Raw genomic sequence first — 15,329 nt, 5'->3', positions numbered from 1 at the left:
TTGTCCACCATGCGGACGAGTACTGTGATTCAGTGATGAGCCCGACGAAGACTCCGGACACGCAGTCCCGGGCGAAGCGGCGCTCACTGGGCGGGCAGCTCTCCAGCCGCGTGCGTTCCTTCATGGAAACCGAGGCCGGCAGCGCCGGCCTGCTGCTGATAGCCGTCGCGGTGGCCCTGGTCTGGGCGAACTCGCCCTGGTCCGATACGTACACGTCGCTCTGGGCCACCGACCTGTCCTTCTCCCTCGGCAACGCCGAGCTGTCGATGGACCTGGGGCACTGGGTCAACGACGGACTGATGGCCCTGTTCTTCTTCATCATCGGCCTGGAGGTCCGTTACGAGGTCTCCGTGGGCGAGCTGAACAGCCGCAGCCGGCTCATGATCCCGCTCCTCGCCGGGGTCGGCGGCATGCTCGTGCCCGTCCTGCTGTACCTGGCGATCGCGCCCGGGGGCGACGCCGCCATGGGCTGGGGCGTGGTCATCGGCACCGACACGGCGTTCATGCTGGGCGCGCTCGCCATCGTGGGCCCGCGGTTCGTCACACAGCTGCGCGTCTTCCTGCTGGCCATCACCGTCATCGACGACATCGTGGCCGTCACCGTGATCGGCGTGGTCTACTCCGGCAGTGTCAGTGTGCCGGAGCTGATCGTCGCGCTCCTCCTGGGCGTGGTGCTGTCCGCGCTGACCCGCTTCGGCGTCTGGCAGGCGGCCCCGTACGTCCTGATCGTCCTCGTGATGTGGCTCGCCACCCTCCAGGCGGGCCTGCACGCCTCCATCGCCGGCATGCTCGGCGGCCTCCTGATCCCCGCCACGAACCCGTCACGCGAGGGAGTGGAGCAGGCCGCCCGGCTCTTCCGCGCCTTCCGTCAGTCCCCCCTCGCGGACGTCGGCAAGACGGCACGCAGGGGGCTCCAGCAGGCCGTCTCCGTCAACGAACGGCTCCAGACGGTGCTCCACCCCTGGTCCAGCTACGTCATCGTCCCGGTGTTCGCGCTGGCCAACGCCGGTGTCGACCTGCGTGACGGCGTCCTGACCAACGCCCTGACCTCCCCCGTCACCTGGGCCGTGGTCGTGGGTCTCGTCGTCGGAAAGCTGGTCGGCATCTGGGGCGGCGCCTACCTCGGCACCCGGACCGGCCTCGGGAAGCTCCCGACCGGGGTGGGGCAGGGCCACGTCCTGGGCGGCGGTGTCCTGTCCGGCATCGGCTTCACCGTGTCCCTGCTGATCGTCGGGCTCGCCTTCGACGACCCGGTGGTCCGTGCCGAGGCGACCGTCGGTGTCCTGCTGGCCGCCCTGTTCTCCACCCTCGCGGGCTGGCTCGTGTTCCATCTGGCCGCGGTCCTGCGCGGGGAGACCGACGCGGACCTGCCCCGTTATCTGGACCGTCCGGTCGACCCGGAGACGGACCACATCCTCGGGCCTCCCGAGGCGCCCCTCACCCTGGTGGAGTACGGCGACTTCGAGTGCCCCTTCTGCGCCCGCGCCACCGGCGTCACCCAGGAACTGCGGCAGCGTTTCGGTGACCAGTTCCGCTACGTCTTCCGGCACCTGCCCCTGCCCGACGTGCACCCGCACGCCGAGCTCGCCGCACGGGCGGCGACGGCCGCCGGTCTGCAGGGCCGCTTCTGGGAGATGCACGACCTGCTCTACAAGCACCAGGACGAGCTCGACTACCAGGACAGCGCCGGCTACGCCGCCGACCTCGGACTCGACGTCGAGAAGTTCCTCCGCGACCTCGACGACGAGAAGACGGCCGAGCGGGTGCGGGCGGACGCCGCCAGCGCCGAGGCCAGCGGCGCCCGCGGGGTCCCGACGTTCTTCATCGGCAACCGCCGGCACACCGGCCCGTACGACGCGGCGACGCTCGCCCGCGAGCTCGAGGCGTACGCACAGGAGTCCGGCGCCCAGGCGCCCACACAGTAAGCGAGAGGTCCACCGTGGGGGGGGTGGGCCGGGGGCGACCCCGGCCCACCCCCCCCACGCGTTCAGTCGAACCAGCGGTCCCGCGCCAGTTCCTCCGTCCTGGACGGGTCCTCCAGCAGGGCCGCGACCTCGAAGCGGCGCGGCCACTCACCGGCCGCCCAGGCCAGTCCGGCGGCGACGCCCTCCAGGGTGGCGGCGTGCAGCACGCCGTCGCCGGTCAGGCGCCAGTCGATCTCCACGCCGTCCACGACGAGTTCCTCGTGCTCGACGTACGTGGCCGGGGTGCGCGACCCGAGCAGGACCCGCACGGACTCCGGCACGTCGTACTCGGTGCCCCGGGAGCCGACCTCCCCGGTGACGGACTCGCTCAGCCGCCGCACCTGGAACAGTTCGGCCAGCTCCGCCGCCCGCGAGGGGCGGACGGGCAGCAGGGCCACGCCCGCGGTGAACGGCAGCAGGTCGGGCGAGTCGACGACCACCGCGTCGGTGGCGTCCACCACCTCGACCCGGCCGTCGACCACCGCGCGCAGCTCGTCCGGCAGGGTCACCTGTTCCGGCTCCAGGTCGGCCAGCGCCCCGTAGAGGGCGTGCAGCTGGGCGGCGGTGACCGCACGGTCGGGGTCGGCGAGACGGTCGAGGAGTTCGGCCGCGCCGCCCGGTTCGTCGAGCAGCGCGGACACGGAGGTGCGCACGCCGAGTGCCCGCAGCACCTGCTCGTCCTCGAAGCCGGTGGCGTCGGCCTCGTCGTACAGGCCGCGCAGCAGCGGGTCGCTCCCCGCGGCGCGCAGACCGGCCGGGCGGCGGCCGCCGAGCACCGGGTGCCCGCGCAGCCACCAGGCGGTGTACGGGCGGACGACCTCATGGGTGCCGTCGGGCAGCAGGACGCGCACCGGCTGGGTGAGCGCGTCGCGCAGCGGCGGGCGCGCGATCAGGGCGAGGGCCCGGGGCCACTGGTCGTCGTCGACGAGGTCGAGGTCGCGCACGGCGACGATCTCGGTGGCGACCGGCGGCACCGGGCTGTCGGGGAAGCGGTCGAGGACGTCCTCGCTCCACACGTCCACGGCGTCGAGCAGGCCCGCGTCGTCGGGTTCTGTGAAGTCACCTTCCCGCGGCTCGAGTTCGTCCGGGTCGAGGACGACGTCGGTGGCGCGGACGAGGGCGAAGTCGACCAGCACACCGCAGGCGGCCAGCGGGGCCTCGCCCCACCTCTGCGCCAACTCGGCATCCACGGAGGCGAGTTCACCCTCGCGCATGACGCGGGCGAAGGGACCGTCGGGGAAGACCAGTTCGCAGGCCGGGGAGAGTTCGCCGTCCTCGTCGGGCAGGGCGAGGGCGCCCAGCCAGGGCTCTTCGCCGGGTTCGAGACCGGCGTCGCGCACCAGGCCGAGCACGGTGTCGGCGAGTTCCTCGGCGTCGAGCGCCTCCTCCTCCCAGCCCATGGCGGTCATGCCGCCCTCGTCGTCGAGGGAGGCGGCGACGGCGGCCCGCACCTGCGGGGTGGTGAGCACCGCGCGCGGGGTGGCCGGGAGGGCGCCGAGCTTCTCCAGCAGGGGGTGCGCGGCGTCCGGGTGGGCGACCTTGAGGCCGAGCCGGGCCAGCACCTCGGGGTCGATCCGGGCGGCCTCCGCGCCGGGCAGCAGCACCTGCCGGGGGCCGATGGTGGTACGCCGTCCCCCCGTGCCGAAAGCCTGGGAGGTACCCCCGGCGAGCGGCACGGGCAGCCCGGAGAGCCGGTCCGGGTCGACCCCGGCGAGGCTCTCGTACAGCCGCCGCCACCAGTCGGGCGCCTTCTCCAGACCGGCGAGCCGGTCGATCGCGTCGGCCAGCGGGACCCGGGCCACGCCCAGGGTGCGCAGTTCCGTCCGCCGTTCGAGCCCGGCGGGCAGCAGGGTGGGCAGCACCTCGGCGAGCACCCGCACGGTGTCGGCCCCGGCCCCCTCGACGATCTCGGCGTCCCGGGGCCGCAGGGACTCGGGCAGAGCGGAGTCGTCGTCCTGCTCGCGCGGGGGGACGGCGGGGGGCAGGAAGGAGGTGCGGGGCAGCCGCCCGAGGACCGCCTGCCGCAGGGCGCCGTCCAGTTCGCCCTTGCCGAGCGGGCCCGGCACGAGGTCGATGATCCCGGCGGTCACCGGATGCCACTCCGCGAGGAGACCGGCGTAGGCGTCGGCCGCGCGCTCCACCAGGAAGTCGGTGAGCGGGCCGGGGGCGGCGTGCCGGCGGGTGGAGTCCAGCGGGAAGGAGGCGATGAGCAGGGCGGGGACGCCGAGCGGCTCGTCGCTCGGGGTGGGGGCGTGCACGACGGGGCTGGTGCGGGGCCGGACCGGGCTGCCGTCGGAGTCGACGGGGACGGCCCAGGTGACCGACCAGTGGGGCCTCAGCCGCTCCTCGACGGGACGGTCGGCGAGCAGGTCCGGGGTGAGCGGGCCGTGCGCGGTGGAGGTGCGCCAGCGGGTGGCGCCGTCGCGGGAGTCCGCGACGACGGTGAGGGCGCCCTCCTCGCTCCGGCGCACGGTACGGGGCTCGGCGTCGCCGATCTCGACGACGACCTCCTCCAGGCCGGGCAGGGCGAGCAGCAGGGCGTCGTCGACCGCGTGCAGCAGCCGCTCGGCGAGGTCGGCGGCGGCCGTGTCGCGCAACGGCAGGATGACGGCGGTGTCGTACGGGTCGGGGGCGGTGCCCTCGGCGGCGAAGGGCAGGCGCAGCAGCGGCACGTGTCCGTCGCGGCGGCGGATCTCGTCGCCGAGCCCGGCGCTGTGCCCCGCGCTGGCACCGGCGAGTTCCCGGGCCTCGGCCAGCGACCACCGCACCCCGCCCTGCCGCCCGACGAGGGCGGGCTCGTCGGTGACGGCGAGGACGGCGGCGAACCCGACACCGAACCGGCCCACGGCTCCGGCGGGCTCGTCCCGCTTCGCGGACGCCCGCAGGGTGGACAGTGACTCGACCCCGGCCGCGTCCAGGGGAGCACCGGTGTTGGCGGCGACGAGCACCCCGTCGCGCAACGTGAGCCGGAGTCGCCCCGGCACCCCCGCGCGGGCGGCGGCGTCGGCGGCGTTCTGCGCCAGCTCGACGACGAGGCGGTCCCGGTACCCGCCGAGGACGAGATCCTCCTCGGCGTTGGCGTCCTCACGGAACCGGGCGGGACTGGTGGCCCAGGCGTCCAGCACCCCACGCCGCAGCCGTGCCGTCCCGAACGGGTCGGCGCCCTCGTCCGCAGGCCGTACGAACATGCTCACGGTCACTCTCCTCATCGGCCCTGATCGGCGTGAGACCGAAGGTACCCCTCCGCGGGGTCCCGACGAGGACAGCGGGCACCGCACACGGCCCGCTGCGGGGTCCCGGGTGCGCGAAGTGGCATGGATCACGGTGCCGGAGCGGGACCGGGCCACCGCCCGGGCCCTCCTCACCGACGTCCGCGGCGGGAGCGGGTGCCGTGCCGAAAAGCGTGAGCAGTCAGCGGGTATATGTCACGTGAGCGCTCAGATGAGCGCCATTACGAGTGCCCCAGTTCCGCCGAGGCCGAATCCTCCGTCGCCGGGACCGATCCGGAGTCCGGTGCCGGGCGCAGCGGGAAGGGGTCGACGCGGGTCTCGTCGATCCGGGGCGGGGTGGGCTGGGGCGGCTTGGGCATGACCGCGGCCTCCGAGTGGCCGCCGCAGCCGTAGGACAGGGAGACGACACGGCCGTCGGCCGGGGAGAACTCGTTGGCGCACACGCCGAAGGCCTGGCCGAGCGAGCCGCCGATCGGGGTGAGGAAGCCGCAGGACACACAGGACGCGGGAGCCGCCTGCGCCATCGGGGTCTTGGCGCCGAAGGCCTCCTCCCAGCGGTCGGCGGCGGTGTGCAGGCCGTAGCGGGACAGGACGCGGGCGCGCCGCATGCCGAGTTCCTCGGCGACCGCCGCGATCGAGCCGCGGGCCGGGGCGGTCACCTGGTGCGCCGGGGTGCCCTCGGTGACGTCCGCGTCCTCGGCCTCCGCCAGTTCGGCGAACTCGCCGAAGACCGGCGAGTTCGGCGGCGGCGCGTCCTCACCGGAGAAGCCGGGCTCCAGCCGCAGGTCCTCGGCGTCGGTGGGCAGCAGATCGCCGGGGCCCATGTCGCCGGGACGCAGCCGCTCGCTCCACGGCACCCACTCCGGCGCGAGGATCGCGTCGGGGCCGGGCAGCAGGACCGCCTCGTCCACCGTGACGATCTTGGCGCGGGAGGCGCGGGCGACGGTGACGGCCCAGCGCCAGCCGCGGTAGCCGAGCTCCCCGCACGCGAAGTAGTGGGTGACGACCCGGTCGCCCTCGGAGAGCATTCCTTCGTGTTCGCCGACGACCCCGGGCGCGGCGGCCTCCTCGGCTGCTGCGCGGGCGAGGTCGACGGCCTCGGCGCACAGCCGGTCGGGGGTGCGGCTTCGCGTTGTCGCTGCCTTCACAGGTATCGCTTCTCTCCTACGCCGTCTCACGAGTGCGCCACCCCGGCGCGAGGGCGGACGGAGCGGACCGGAGGACCGCGTCGACGTCCACGCCTGATCGTGCTCGGGCGCGCCTCCATCCATTCTGCGGGATGGCTGAGATACGCACGCTACCTGCTCGCGTGCGCTGGGCCTACACCGACGGTTGTTCTCGAGTGTTCTCACTCGCTCTCGGGCGCCGCGCGCCGGTTGCCGCGTTCCGCCGGAAGCCGCACACCGTGGGGCCGTCGAGGCGGTCGGGGCACTACGGACCGCCGTATCGGGGCACTATGAACGTCGTGGCTACCGCGAGGACACCCCAGGGCGCCACCGGGACCGGTGGGCCGAACGGGGCCAGAGTCAAAGGAAAGGGCCGACGCGTCACAGTGGGCGGGTCGGGCGGCCGTCTGCGCGCGGTCGGCCGCGTCCTGCGCTTCCCGGTGACCGGAACCGCACGCGGAATCCGCCGGGCCACCCACGCGCACGGCGCCGGGGAGTCCGGGCTCGGCAAACTGATCGAGCTGCACGGCGTGAACGGCGCCGGCGACGTCATGATCACCATCGCGCTCGCGTCCACCGTCTTCTTCTCCGTGCCGACGGACGAGGCCCGCGGCCGGGTCGCGCTCTACCTCGCCATCACGATGGCGCCGTTCACCCTCCTGGCCCCGGTGATCGGCCCGCTCCTGGACCGCCTCCCGCACGGCCGCCGGGCCGCGATGGCGGGCGCCATGCTCGCCCGCGCGCTGCTCGCCCTGGTGCTGTCCGGCGCGGTGGTCACCGGCGGCCTCGAGCTGTATCCGGCCGCGCTCGGCGTACTGGTCTCCTCGAAGGCGTACGGGGTGGTCAGAAGCGCCGTCGTGCCCCGGCTGCTGCCGCCCGCGTTCTCCCTGGTGAAAGCCAACTCGCGGGTCACCCTCGGCGGGCTGCTGGCCACCGGCATCGCGGCACCGATCGGCGCGGGGCTGCACCAGATCGGACCGCGCTGGCCGCTGTACGGCGCGTTCGTACTCTTCGTCACGGGCATGTTCCTGTCCTTCCGGCTGCCGTCGAAGGTGGACTCCGCCAAGGGCGAGGACACGGCGCTGCTCGCGGCGGACGAGACCCACCTGCACGGCCCGCACCGCAGGCCCGTCAAGCGGCCCGGTCTGCGCACGGTCGGCCCGGCCGTCACCCACGCGCTGGCCGCCAACGCCTCCATCCGCTGCCTGACCGGCTTCCTGATCTTCTTCCTGGCGTTCCTGCTGCGCGAGCATCCGATGACCGGCCAGAGCGCCGCCGTGTCCCTGGCCATCGTGGGGGTGGCGGCGGGCGCGGGCAACGCGCTCGGTACGGCCGTCGGCGCGTCGCTCAGGTCCCGCGCGCCGGAGGTCATCATCGTGACGGTGGTGGCCTGTGTGGTGGCCACGGCGATCACGGCGGCGGCGCTGTTCGGCGCGGTCGTGGTGGCCTGCCTCGCCGGGGTCGCCGGCTTCGCGCAGGCGCTGGCCAAGCTGTCCCTGGACGCGCTGATCCAGCGGGACGTGCCCGAGACGGTCCGCACGTCGGCGTTCGCACGCTCCGAGACGCTGCTGCAGATGTCGTGGGTGCTGGGCGGGGCGATCGGTATCGCGATGCCGTTGATCGGGTCGCTGGGCCTCGCGGTGGGCTCCGCGATCGTCGCCGCGGGCTGGCTGACCACCGTCCGCGCGCTGATCGGCTCCGCCCGGCACGGGGGCCACGGGCGCGCGCGAGTGGCGTAACGCTCCGGCCACGCCGTACCCCCACGTGGGAGGCGGACCGGACGTGCCCGATAACCTTCGCCCATGACCACGTTGCCCCGCGGCACAGCCGCTCGAAGTGACCGCGCTGTGCGACGGCGCCGTGCCGTCGTCGTCGCCGGTACCGTATCCGCCGGACTGCTCCTCCTGTCCGCCTGTGGTGAGAAGCCGACGGCGATCTCCACGATCACCGTGGGCGGTGACTCGGTGTCCTCCGAGGCCACCTGCGGCGGTGAGGGCACGCCCCTGAAGGCCTCCGACCTGACGTCGTGCCTGAAGGACAAGGACATCAAGGAGATCTCGGTCGACCCGGACGAGACCGTGCGCTTCGGTGTCGACCCGGACCTCGCCGACCAGGGCTGGACGATCCTGATGAACGGCCAGCCGCTGACCGACTCCAGCACCAAGACCTACCGCACCATCCCCGGCAGCGTGTTCTTCAACGCCCAGTACGGCGCCCAGGGCAACTCGACCCTGGTGTCGATCAAGGAGGGCGAGAACGAGGCCACGGGCCTGTGGTCCTTCCGGCTGAAGAAGGACGCCTGATCACGTCGTCCGCCGGGGCGCACCCCACTCCCACGAGACCGGGAGCGCGGGGAGGCGTCCTCGTGGCCACCGCCGTCCCCGCCGAACGGGACGCGGTGGCCCGGGCCTTCCCGGGTGCCGCGCACGAGAGGGCCCTGCCCGGGGCGAGTGTCGTCGAGATCGCCGACGGCCCCGATCTGATCGCCGCCGGTGTCGGCCCGGCCCTGGCCGCCGCCTCCACGGCCACCGCGCTCACCGCCGCCGCTCTGGACGGCCGCCCCTACGGCCTGGTCGTCTCGGCCGGCATCGCGGGCGGTTTCCCGCCGCACGCGCCCCTCGCCTCGCTCGTCGTCGCCGACGAGATCACCGCCGCCGACCTGGGCGCCGAGACGGCCGACGGCTTCCTGCCGGTGACCGACCTCGGCTTCGGCACCGTCACCCACCGTCCCCCCGCCGCCCTGGTCCGGGAGGTGGCCGCCGCGTCCGGCGCGCTCACCGGTGCCGTGCTCACCGTGTCGACGGTGACCGGCACCGCGGCCCGCGCCGCCCGGCTCCGCGACCGCCACCCCGGCGCGCTCGCCGAGGCCATGGAGGGCTTCGGCGTCGCCGAGGCCGCCGCCGCGCACGGCGTACCCGTGCTGGAGATACGGGCGGTGTCGAATCCCGTCGGCCCGCGCGACCGCGCCGCCTGGCGCGTCGGTGATGCCCTGAACGCCCTCACCGAGGGCTTCGGGAAGATCGCGCCCGTCCTGGAGAGTTGGAACCGGTATGACAGTTGAGCAGCAGCGGCTGGGGATCGTGTACTCCCCCTGCCCGAACGACACCTTCGTCTTCGACGCCCTCGCGCACGGCCGCGTCCCCGGCGCGCCCGCCCTCGACGTCACCTTCGCCGACATCGACGTCACCAACGGCATGGCCGAGCGCGGCGAGTCGGACGTGCTGAAGGTGTCGTACGCGGCCCTCCCCTACGTCCTCGACGAGTACGCGCTGCTGCCCTGCGGGGGCGCGCTGGGCCGGGGCTGCGGACCGCTGGTGCTGACCAGGGAGCCCGGGGAACTCACCGGGCGCACGGTCGCCGTGCCCAGCGAGCGGTCGACGGCGTACCTGCTGTTCCGGCTGTGGGCGGCGGACGTGGTGCCCGGTGGGGTCGGGAAGATCGTGGTGATGCCGTTCCACGAGATCATGCCCGCCGTGCGGGACGGGAAGGTGGACGCCGGACTCGTCATCCACGAGGCGCGCTTCACGTACCAGGACTACGGGCTGCACCGGCTCGCGGACATGGGCGAGCACTGGGAGCGGACCACCGGGCTGCCGATCCCGCTGGGCGCGATCATCGCCAGGCGGTCCCTCGGAGCGCGGACGCTGACCCTGCTCGCCGACTCGATCCGCAGCTCCGTACGGGCCGCCTGGGACGACCCCGAAACGGCGCGGCCGTACGTCATGGCGCACGCCCAGGAGATGGACCCGGCCGTCGCCGACCAGCACATCGGGCTGTACGTCAACGAGTTCACCGCCGACCTCGGCGAGGACGGCTACGCGGCCGTACGGGGCCTGCTGACGCGTGCGGCGGCCGAGGGACTGGTACCGCCCCTCGGCCCGGACGCACTGCGGTTCCCCTGACCCGTGCCGGTGCCGGACGTCCGGCCGGATCAGACGTCCAGCTGGTCGGCGACGGCGCGCAGGAGCCCCGCGATCTGCTTCCCGGAGGTGCGGTCCGGGTAGCGGCCCTTCTCCAGGTTCGGCGTGAGGTTCTCCAGCAGGGTCGTCAGGTCCTGGACGATGGAGGCCAGCTCGTCGGGCTTCTTGCGCTGGGCCGCCGCGACCGACGGGGTCGGGTCGATGACGGTCAGGGAGAGGGCCTGGTCACCTCGCTGCCCGGCGACCACACCGAACTCCACCCGCTGACCCGGCTTCAGGGTCTCGACTCCGGCGGGGAGGACCGAGGAATGGACGAAGACGTCACCGCCGTCGTCGCGGGAGAGGAAGCCGAAGCCCTTCTCACTGTTGAACCACTTGACTTTGCCGGTGGGCACGTCCGTCCTCGTCCTCGTACTCGTCGGGAAACCGCTTCTGAAACGGCTCTTGATAACGCTCGGGCGGGTCCTGGTGACCCGCCGCAACCAAGGCTAATGGTCTTCGGGCAGGTGACAAGACGTCGCCCGGTAGTTCCCTCCGGCCAGGAACTACCCTGGTGCGGTGGCTGACAAAACCCAAGCGAATTCCGCGGCGCCGGGCGACGGCCTGGTCCGGGCCGGCGGCGTCGTCTTCATCATCGGTGCCGTGGCCACTCTGGTCACGGTGGCCCCGTTGTTTCTCGGCACGGAGCCCTTTCCGACGTACATGTTCGTACTGAGCATGCTCATGGGGGTCGGATTCCTGATGGCCGGCGCGGGAGTACTCCGCTCGGCCGCAGCGGGCCGCCGTCAGGCACGCGCCGGGCGGTGAGCCGTCAGGGGCGTGCCGCGCGGTCAGCCGTCGCGGGCGCGCCGCGCGCTGAGCCATCAGGCCCTCGCCGGGCAGCACCCCGTCAGGGCGCGCGCCGGGCAATGCCCCCGTCAGGCGCGTCCCGGGCGGTGAGCCGTCAGGGGCGTGCCGAGCGGTGGTCCGAGAGCCAGCCGGGGAACTCGGTCAGGTCGGCGAGGACGACGTCCGCGCCCGCCGCGCGCAGTTCCGCCGGGTCGCACGGGCCGGTGGCGACCGCGACCGCCAGCGCTCCGGCGGTCCGCGCGCCGCGCACATCACCCACATGGTCGCCGACGTACACACCCGCGTCGTACTCGCGCAGCGCCAGCGCCTTCTGCTCGGCCCACAGATCGCCGATCACCGCGTCCGGTTCGATGCCGAGGTGGGCGAGGTGCAGCTTGGCGTTGGGCTCGTGCTTCGCGGTGACGACGATCGCGCGTCCGCCCGCCTCCCGCACGGCCGCCATGGCGTCGCGGGCGCCGGGCAGCGCCGGTGTGGGGGCTATGGCGTACGTCGGGTACATCGCCCGGTACAGGTCCGCCGCCTCCTCGACCCGCTCGGCCGGGAACCAGTTGACCAGTTCGTCCTCCAGGGGCGGCCCCAGCCGGGTGACGACGAGATCGGCGTCTATGGGGGTGCCGGTCCGCTCGGCCAGCGCCAGGTAGCAGGCGCGGATACCCGGCCGGGAGTCGATGAGCGTCATGTCGAGGTCGAAGCCGACGGTGAGCGGGAGCGGAATTGTGGACACCATACGATCCATTGTGCCCAGCCCACGCAATTAACAGCCGCCCGCCCCTTGCGCGCCACCTACGGCAGCCCTTCCTTCGCCGTGCCGACAGCAGCGGCGAGGACGGCACGATGTCCTACCTGCTCGCTGACATCAGTCGAACCGGACCGCCCGGACCCACACGGTGACTGTACGGCGTACCGCTCTGCGCATGGCATTGCAATGCAAAGAGCGGTACCGTGGGCACAAGTCAGCTGCCGCGGGCGGCTGGAAGTGGAGCCAGGTGACCTGGGGCAGACCAGGAGCCTGGCTCGGCGTCTGTTCGGCGCTACTTCCTTCAGCAGTCGGTGTCGACGTCAAAATCGATCAGTGTCTGTCCCAGCAAGTCTGTGTATCGGCTGTCGCCCTGTCGCTGAGCACGGACTGCCCCGGCCACGATGTCCGAGACCCACAGAAGCGGCTCTGCGGCGCCGGGGATGTGATGTGCACGCATCTGGATGCCCTTGGGCAGAACAGTCTGCCGGGCCGTGGCGATGGTGCGGATGTCCCGGGCGTTCAGTTCCGCCTCCCGGGCTTCCAGGCAGAGACGGCCGACCCCGAAGCCATGGAGTTCAAAGATCAGCGTGAGCAGGCACTTGCTGCGGGCTCGCTCCTGTTTACGCCTGGGCACGGGTGAACCGACGGAGACGACGTGAAGTCCGTCCTGCTGGGCAACGAGCCGTGCGGCATCCTTGCGCTCGGTGCGGTCCATCTCGTTCCAGTGCAACTTCGCGGTGTTCCGTGGTCCCTTCAAGCGGCGCATGGTCTCGCGGGTGGCATCAGCTGTCGAGGGTTCGAGGATCGTGGCCGCGATGATGTAGAAGCCGGCGGTCTCGTGCTCGCGGAAGGACTCGTCCAGCCAGGCAGTTCTCACCTCATGATCGTTTTGGGTACGCGTACGTTCCCCCCCAGGACTGGCCTATGACGTCACCTCCCTCGCCGGGCTGCAGGAGCCGCGGACTTCTTCGTCTCGTTGGTGCCACCCGTCTTGCTGCCGTTGCCGCCGGCCTTGGTGGTGGCCTGCCCTCTGGCCTTGCGGGGCCGCATGGCGGCGGTGCGCTGGTACTGGTAGGCCATGGCGACGCCGCTGGGTGCCAGAGGGGCCTTGGTGTACTGCTCACGGCGCTCGACCAGTCCCAGGTCGAGCAGTTTCTTCAGACCTCGTTCGTGAGTGTCCGCCGACCAGCCGTACCAGTCCGGCGCCTTCTCCGCGGGAAACTTCGACCAGTTCTTCTCCCGCAGGACCACCAGCAGCAGGGCCAGGGCGGGCAGGTCGATCTTCTCGTCGTAGCCCTTGGTCCAGAACGAGGAGGGGATCTGCAGGTACAGGTCCTGCTCCGTCTGTCCCACCGGCCGGTCGTAAGGGGCGCCGCTTCCGTCCTCGCGCAGCAGCGTCACGGCGATCATTGTCCCGGTGCGGGTGCACGTGATGAGATTGCGCTCCTGCAGTCGGCACAGAGTGCGCCAGGCCCCCGTCCGGGCAGCCTGTTCAGTAGCGGTCCGGTCGATGTCCATCATTCGCGCCCACACGGCGCTGTCGTGCTTGGTGCACCAGCCGTCCGTTCCGTTGCTGCACGCAGCCACAATCAACAGGTAGGCCTTGAGTCCCCGCAGATCGCGACCGGTCACGAAGTTGCGGAGCGGTCCGTGTCGACTCGTGGAGCCTCTCGGTGCCTGTACGAACGTCTTACGCAAGGGCACGTTGTGGCGGATCGAGCGCCTGAGGATCTCGGCCCGAGTGTCGCGGCCGGTCGCCTTGACCGCCTGCATGTCCCGCTCAGTGGGCGATATCGTCTTCATGCTGCTGAAGTTAGACGTCCCACTCCTCTCAACTCAACTGATTCATCGGCTCGTTGAATGGACGCGTGAGCGGGTGTATGAGAGAGCCAAGTTGAAAGATCAAAGTGAGAGAACAACCTGTGACGACTATGTAAGGACCGTTGGGAATCGAGTCCGTTTCGGCTCCTCGATCTGCACATGGTGCGCAGCTTTGTCTGACGGCACGGCACGTGGTGCCGACCACTTCACCCTTTCGTGCGACCGCCCGACCGGATGTAGCGGCCGCACGCACGTTCATTCGGCGATTCCGACCTTGGTGACGCACTCGTTCCGGCCCCACTGCGAGCCCAGATCGATGATCCCCACACGTGGCCGCCACGGAGCGAGATGCGGTGAGTCGTTCAGCGGGTCGTCGGTCTTCACGTGCAGTGGCAAGGGAGTCCAACTCTTTTTTCACGCACTGACGTTGGACTCCCTCTCCTTGTACACGCGGCCGATCCCTTGGAATCGATGATCTAGTGCCGGCGCTGGGAGCGCCAGGTGAGGAACAGGGCCGAGGCCACCGCCGCGGCCCGGACCACCCAGGGCCAGGTTTCGGAGACGGCGTCGTTCATGGTGCCGTCGGCGATGGGGGTGCCCCAGCGTTCCTCGGTCCGGCCCCAGAGCCAGACGATTCCGCCCGCGATCGCGAGGCCCGGCAGGACGACGACCGCCCACTTGATCTCGGCCTGGGTGAGGCGGCGGGAGGCGTAGGCGATGACCCAGCCGAGGAGCAGGGCGAACCAGTTGCCCAGGACGGCGCCCACGACCAGCAGGCCCGCGGCGACCAGCAGCAGGGGGTTGCTCCAGCGGCCGGACGGGAGGCGCGGGAACCGGCGCCTGACGGACCCGGTGCCGGTCTCGGTTCCGGGCCCGGCTTCGACGACGGCCGCCGCGGGCGCCTTCCCGTCCGGGCCCGTCGCCCCGCCCGATTCCTTCGACGGCGGGGGTTTGAGCAGTTCGGGGATCTCCACGCCGCCGACGAAACCGGTGACCTCGTCGCCGACGCCGAAGGGGCTGTCGTCCACCCGCCACCAATCGGGCTGGTCGGCGCTGTCCCCGAGTTCGTCCGTACCGGCCTGGTGCGGCGGGGACGGTACGCCGGGGGCGGGCGCGGAGTGCGGGTTCCCGGCCGGGCGGGGGCGGGGGACGGCGCGGCGCAGGACGTCCCTCGCGCGCCCGCCGCGGTCCCCGCTCCGCTGGGCGGGGACCGCGGCGGGCGGCGGTGCGGGTCTGTTCGCGGTGGGCTCCTTTGGCCGAGGATCCGCGCCGTCGGCCCCGGCATCCCCTGCCGCCCCGGCCGTCCCGGAGGGGTCCGCGGCCGCCGCCACGACCTCGTCCGGGGTGCCCATGCGGGAGATGATGCGGCGCACGGCGGCCGGGGAGTCGACCGCGGACCTCGCCCGGCGCCGGTCGATCTCGTCACGCAGCCGGGCGACCAGACCCATCCGGGTCGCCGACGGCAGTTGCCGCTGCTGCGCCACGTCACCGACGCGGCTCAGGTACTCGTAGACGACCTGGTCACTCTCGATACCCACGAAGTGCCCTCCGGGGCGGATGCGTTGGTACACGACGTCGGACGACGGTACCGCGAGTCCGGTCGGCCGACCCAACTCCGCGCACCCCACCGGCGTACCCAC

The 15,329-nt window shown here is 72.4% G+C and carries 14 protein-coding genes; 6 read left to right on the top strand and 8 right to left on the bottom strand.

Annotated features, from left to right (window positions below; translation table 11 throughout):
* The first annotated feature begins 35 nt into the window (after positions 1 to 35).
* Positions 36 to 1,925 (top strand): Na+/H+ antiporter NhaA, encoded by a 1,890-nt coding sequence (gene nhaA, locus JL475_RS16105; RefSeq protein WP_202278390.1) that lies wholly within the window; start codon positions 36 to 38, stop codon positions 1,923 to 1,925.
* A 62-nt stretch (positions 1,926 to 1,987) separates the two neighbouring features.
* On the opposite strand, the gene JL475_RS16100 is transcribed toward nhaA, so the two are convergent.
* Positions 1,988 to 5,158, bottom strand: coding sequence for a sacsin N-terminal ATP-binding-like domain-containing protein (locus JL475_RS16100; protein ID WP_202278389.1), 3,171 nt, complete (start codon positions 5,156 to 5,158; stop codon positions 1,988 to 1,990).
* A 257-nt stretch (positions 5,159 to 5,415) separates the two neighbouring features.
* The gene (locus JL475_RS16095; protein WP_202278388.1) at positions 5,416 to 6,342 is read right to left on the bottom strand and encodes a DUF3027 domain-containing protein; all 927 of its coding nucleotides are present in this window, start codon (positions 6,340 to 6,342) and stop codon (positions 5,416 to 5,418) included.
* 317 nt (positions 6,343 to 6,659) lie between these two features.
* On the opposite strand from JL475_RS16095, the gene JL475_RS16090 reads away from it, so the two are divergent.
* From JL475_RS16090 to JL475_RS16075, 4 genes are all read left to right on the top strand, one after another.
* Positions 6,660 to 8,099 carry an MFS transporter gene (locus tag JL475_RS16090; RefSeq protein ID WP_202278387.1) on the top strand — a complete coding sequence of 480 codons (1,440 nt, stop codon included), beginning with the start codon at positions 6,660 to 6,662 and terminating at the stop codon, positions 8,097 to 8,099.
* Between the two features lie 63 nt (positions 8,100 to 8,162).
* Entirely contained in the window at positions 8,163 to 8,663 is a 501-nt protein-coding gene (locus JL475_RS16085; protein ID WP_237407255.1) for a DUF2771 domain-containing protein, read from the top strand.
* 62 nt (positions 8,664 to 8,725) lie between these two features.
* Positions 8,726 to 9,421: a futalosine hydrolase gene (locus JL475_RS16080; protein WP_307825065.1), complete on the top strand. Its 696-nt coding sequence runs from the start codon at positions 8,726 to 8,728 to the stop codon at positions 9,419 to 9,421.
* Positions 9,411 to 10,262, top strand: a complete 852-nt coding sequence (locus tag JL475_RS16075; RefSeq protein WP_202278385.1) for a 1,4-dihydroxy-6-naphthoate synthase — start codon at positions 9,411 to 9,413, stop codon at positions 10,260 to 10,262. The genes JL475_RS16080 and JL475_RS16075 overlap by 11 nt, the downstream gene beginning before the upstream one ends.
* 29 nt (positions 10,263 to 10,291) lie before the next feature.
* Here the strand turns inward: JL475_RS16075 and JL475_RS41205 are convergent, their stop codons facing one another.
* A complete protein-coding gene (locus JL475_RS41205; protein WP_202278384.1) occupies positions 10,292 to 10,675 on the bottom strand; it encodes a cold-shock protein in 384 nt (127 codons plus the stop codon).
* A 163-nt stretch (positions 10,676 to 10,838) separates the two neighbouring features.
* On the opposite strand from JL475_RS41205, the gene JL475_RS16065 reads away from it, so the two are divergent.
* On the top strand, positions 10,839 to 11,087 hold the full coding sequence (locus tag JL475_RS16065; RefSeq protein ID WP_202278383.1) for a hypothetical protein: 249 nt from the start codon (positions 10,839 to 10,841) through the stop codon (positions 11,085 to 11,087).
* Between the two features lie 136 nt (positions 11,088 to 11,223).
* Here JL475_RS16065 and JL475_RS16060 read toward each other — a convergent pair whose 3' ends face one another.
* From JL475_RS16060 to JL475_RS16040, 5 genes are all read right to left on the bottom strand, one after another.
* Positions 11,224 to 11,856 carry an HAD family hydrolase gene (locus JL475_RS16060; protein ID WP_202278382.1) on the bottom strand — a complete coding sequence of 211 codons (633 nt, stop codon included), beginning with the start codon at positions 11,854 to 11,856 and terminating at the stop codon, positions 11,224 to 11,226.
* 313 nt (positions 11,857 to 12,169) lie between these two features.
* The gene (locus tag JL475_RS16055; protein WP_202278381.1) at positions 12,170 to 12,745 is read right to left on the bottom strand and encodes a hypothetical protein; all 576 of its coding nucleotides are present in this window, start codon (positions 12,743 to 12,745) and stop codon (positions 12,170 to 12,172) included.
* Positions 12,746 to 12,798: 53 nt separating this feature from the next.
* A complete protein-coding gene (locus JL475_RS16050) occupies positions 12,799 to 13,671 on the bottom strand; it encodes a hypothetical protein (RefSeq protein ID WP_202278380.1) in 873 nt (290 codons plus the stop codon).
* A 273-nt stretch (positions 13,672 to 13,944) separates the two neighbouring features.
* Positions 13,945 to 14,085 (bottom strand): hypothetical protein, encoded by a 141-nt coding sequence (locus JL475_RS40010; RefSeq protein ID WP_237407254.1) that lies wholly within the window; start codon positions 14,083 to 14,085, stop codon positions 13,945 to 13,947.
* An 80-nt stretch (positions 14,086 to 14,165) separates the two neighbouring features.
* Positions 14,166 to 15,227 carry a hypothetical protein gene (locus tag JL475_RS16040; RefSeq protein ID WP_202278379.1) on the bottom strand — a complete coding sequence of 354 codons (1,062 nt, stop codon included), beginning with the start codon at positions 15,225 to 15,227 and terminating at the stop codon, positions 14,166 to 14,168.
* Between the last annotated feature and the right edge of the window lie 102 nt (positions 15,228 to 15,329).

Source organism: Streptomyces sp. M2CJ-2 (genome assembly GCF_016757295.1).
GTDB lineage: Bacteria > Actinomycetota > Actinomycetes > Streptomycetales > Streptomycetaceae > Streptomyces.
The sequence above is the reverse complement of the archived record's forward strand: the minus strand, read 5'-3'. Positions and strand labels throughout refer to the sequence as shown.

Coding starts and splice junctions, on each gene's coding strand:
- JL475_RS16050 (WP_202278380.1), bottom strand. CDS start 13,671: ATGAAGACGATATCGCCCACTGAGCGGGACATGCAGGCGGTCAAGGCG.
- JL475_RS16085 (WP_237407255.1), top strand. CDS start 8,163: ATGACCACGTTGCCCCGCGGCACAGCCGCTCGAAGTGACCGCGCTGTG.
- nhaA (WP_202278390.1), top strand. CDS start 36: ATGAGCCCGACGAAGACTCCGGACACGCAGTCCCGGGCGAAGCGGCGC.
- JL475_RS16075 (WP_202278385.1), top strand. CDS start 9,411: ATGACAGTTGAGCAGCAGCGGCTGGGGATCGTGTACTCCCCCTGCCCG.
- JL475_RS16060 (WP_202278382.1), bottom strand. CDS start 11,856: ATGGTGTCCACAATTCCGCTCCCGCTCACCGTCGGCTTCGACCTCGAC.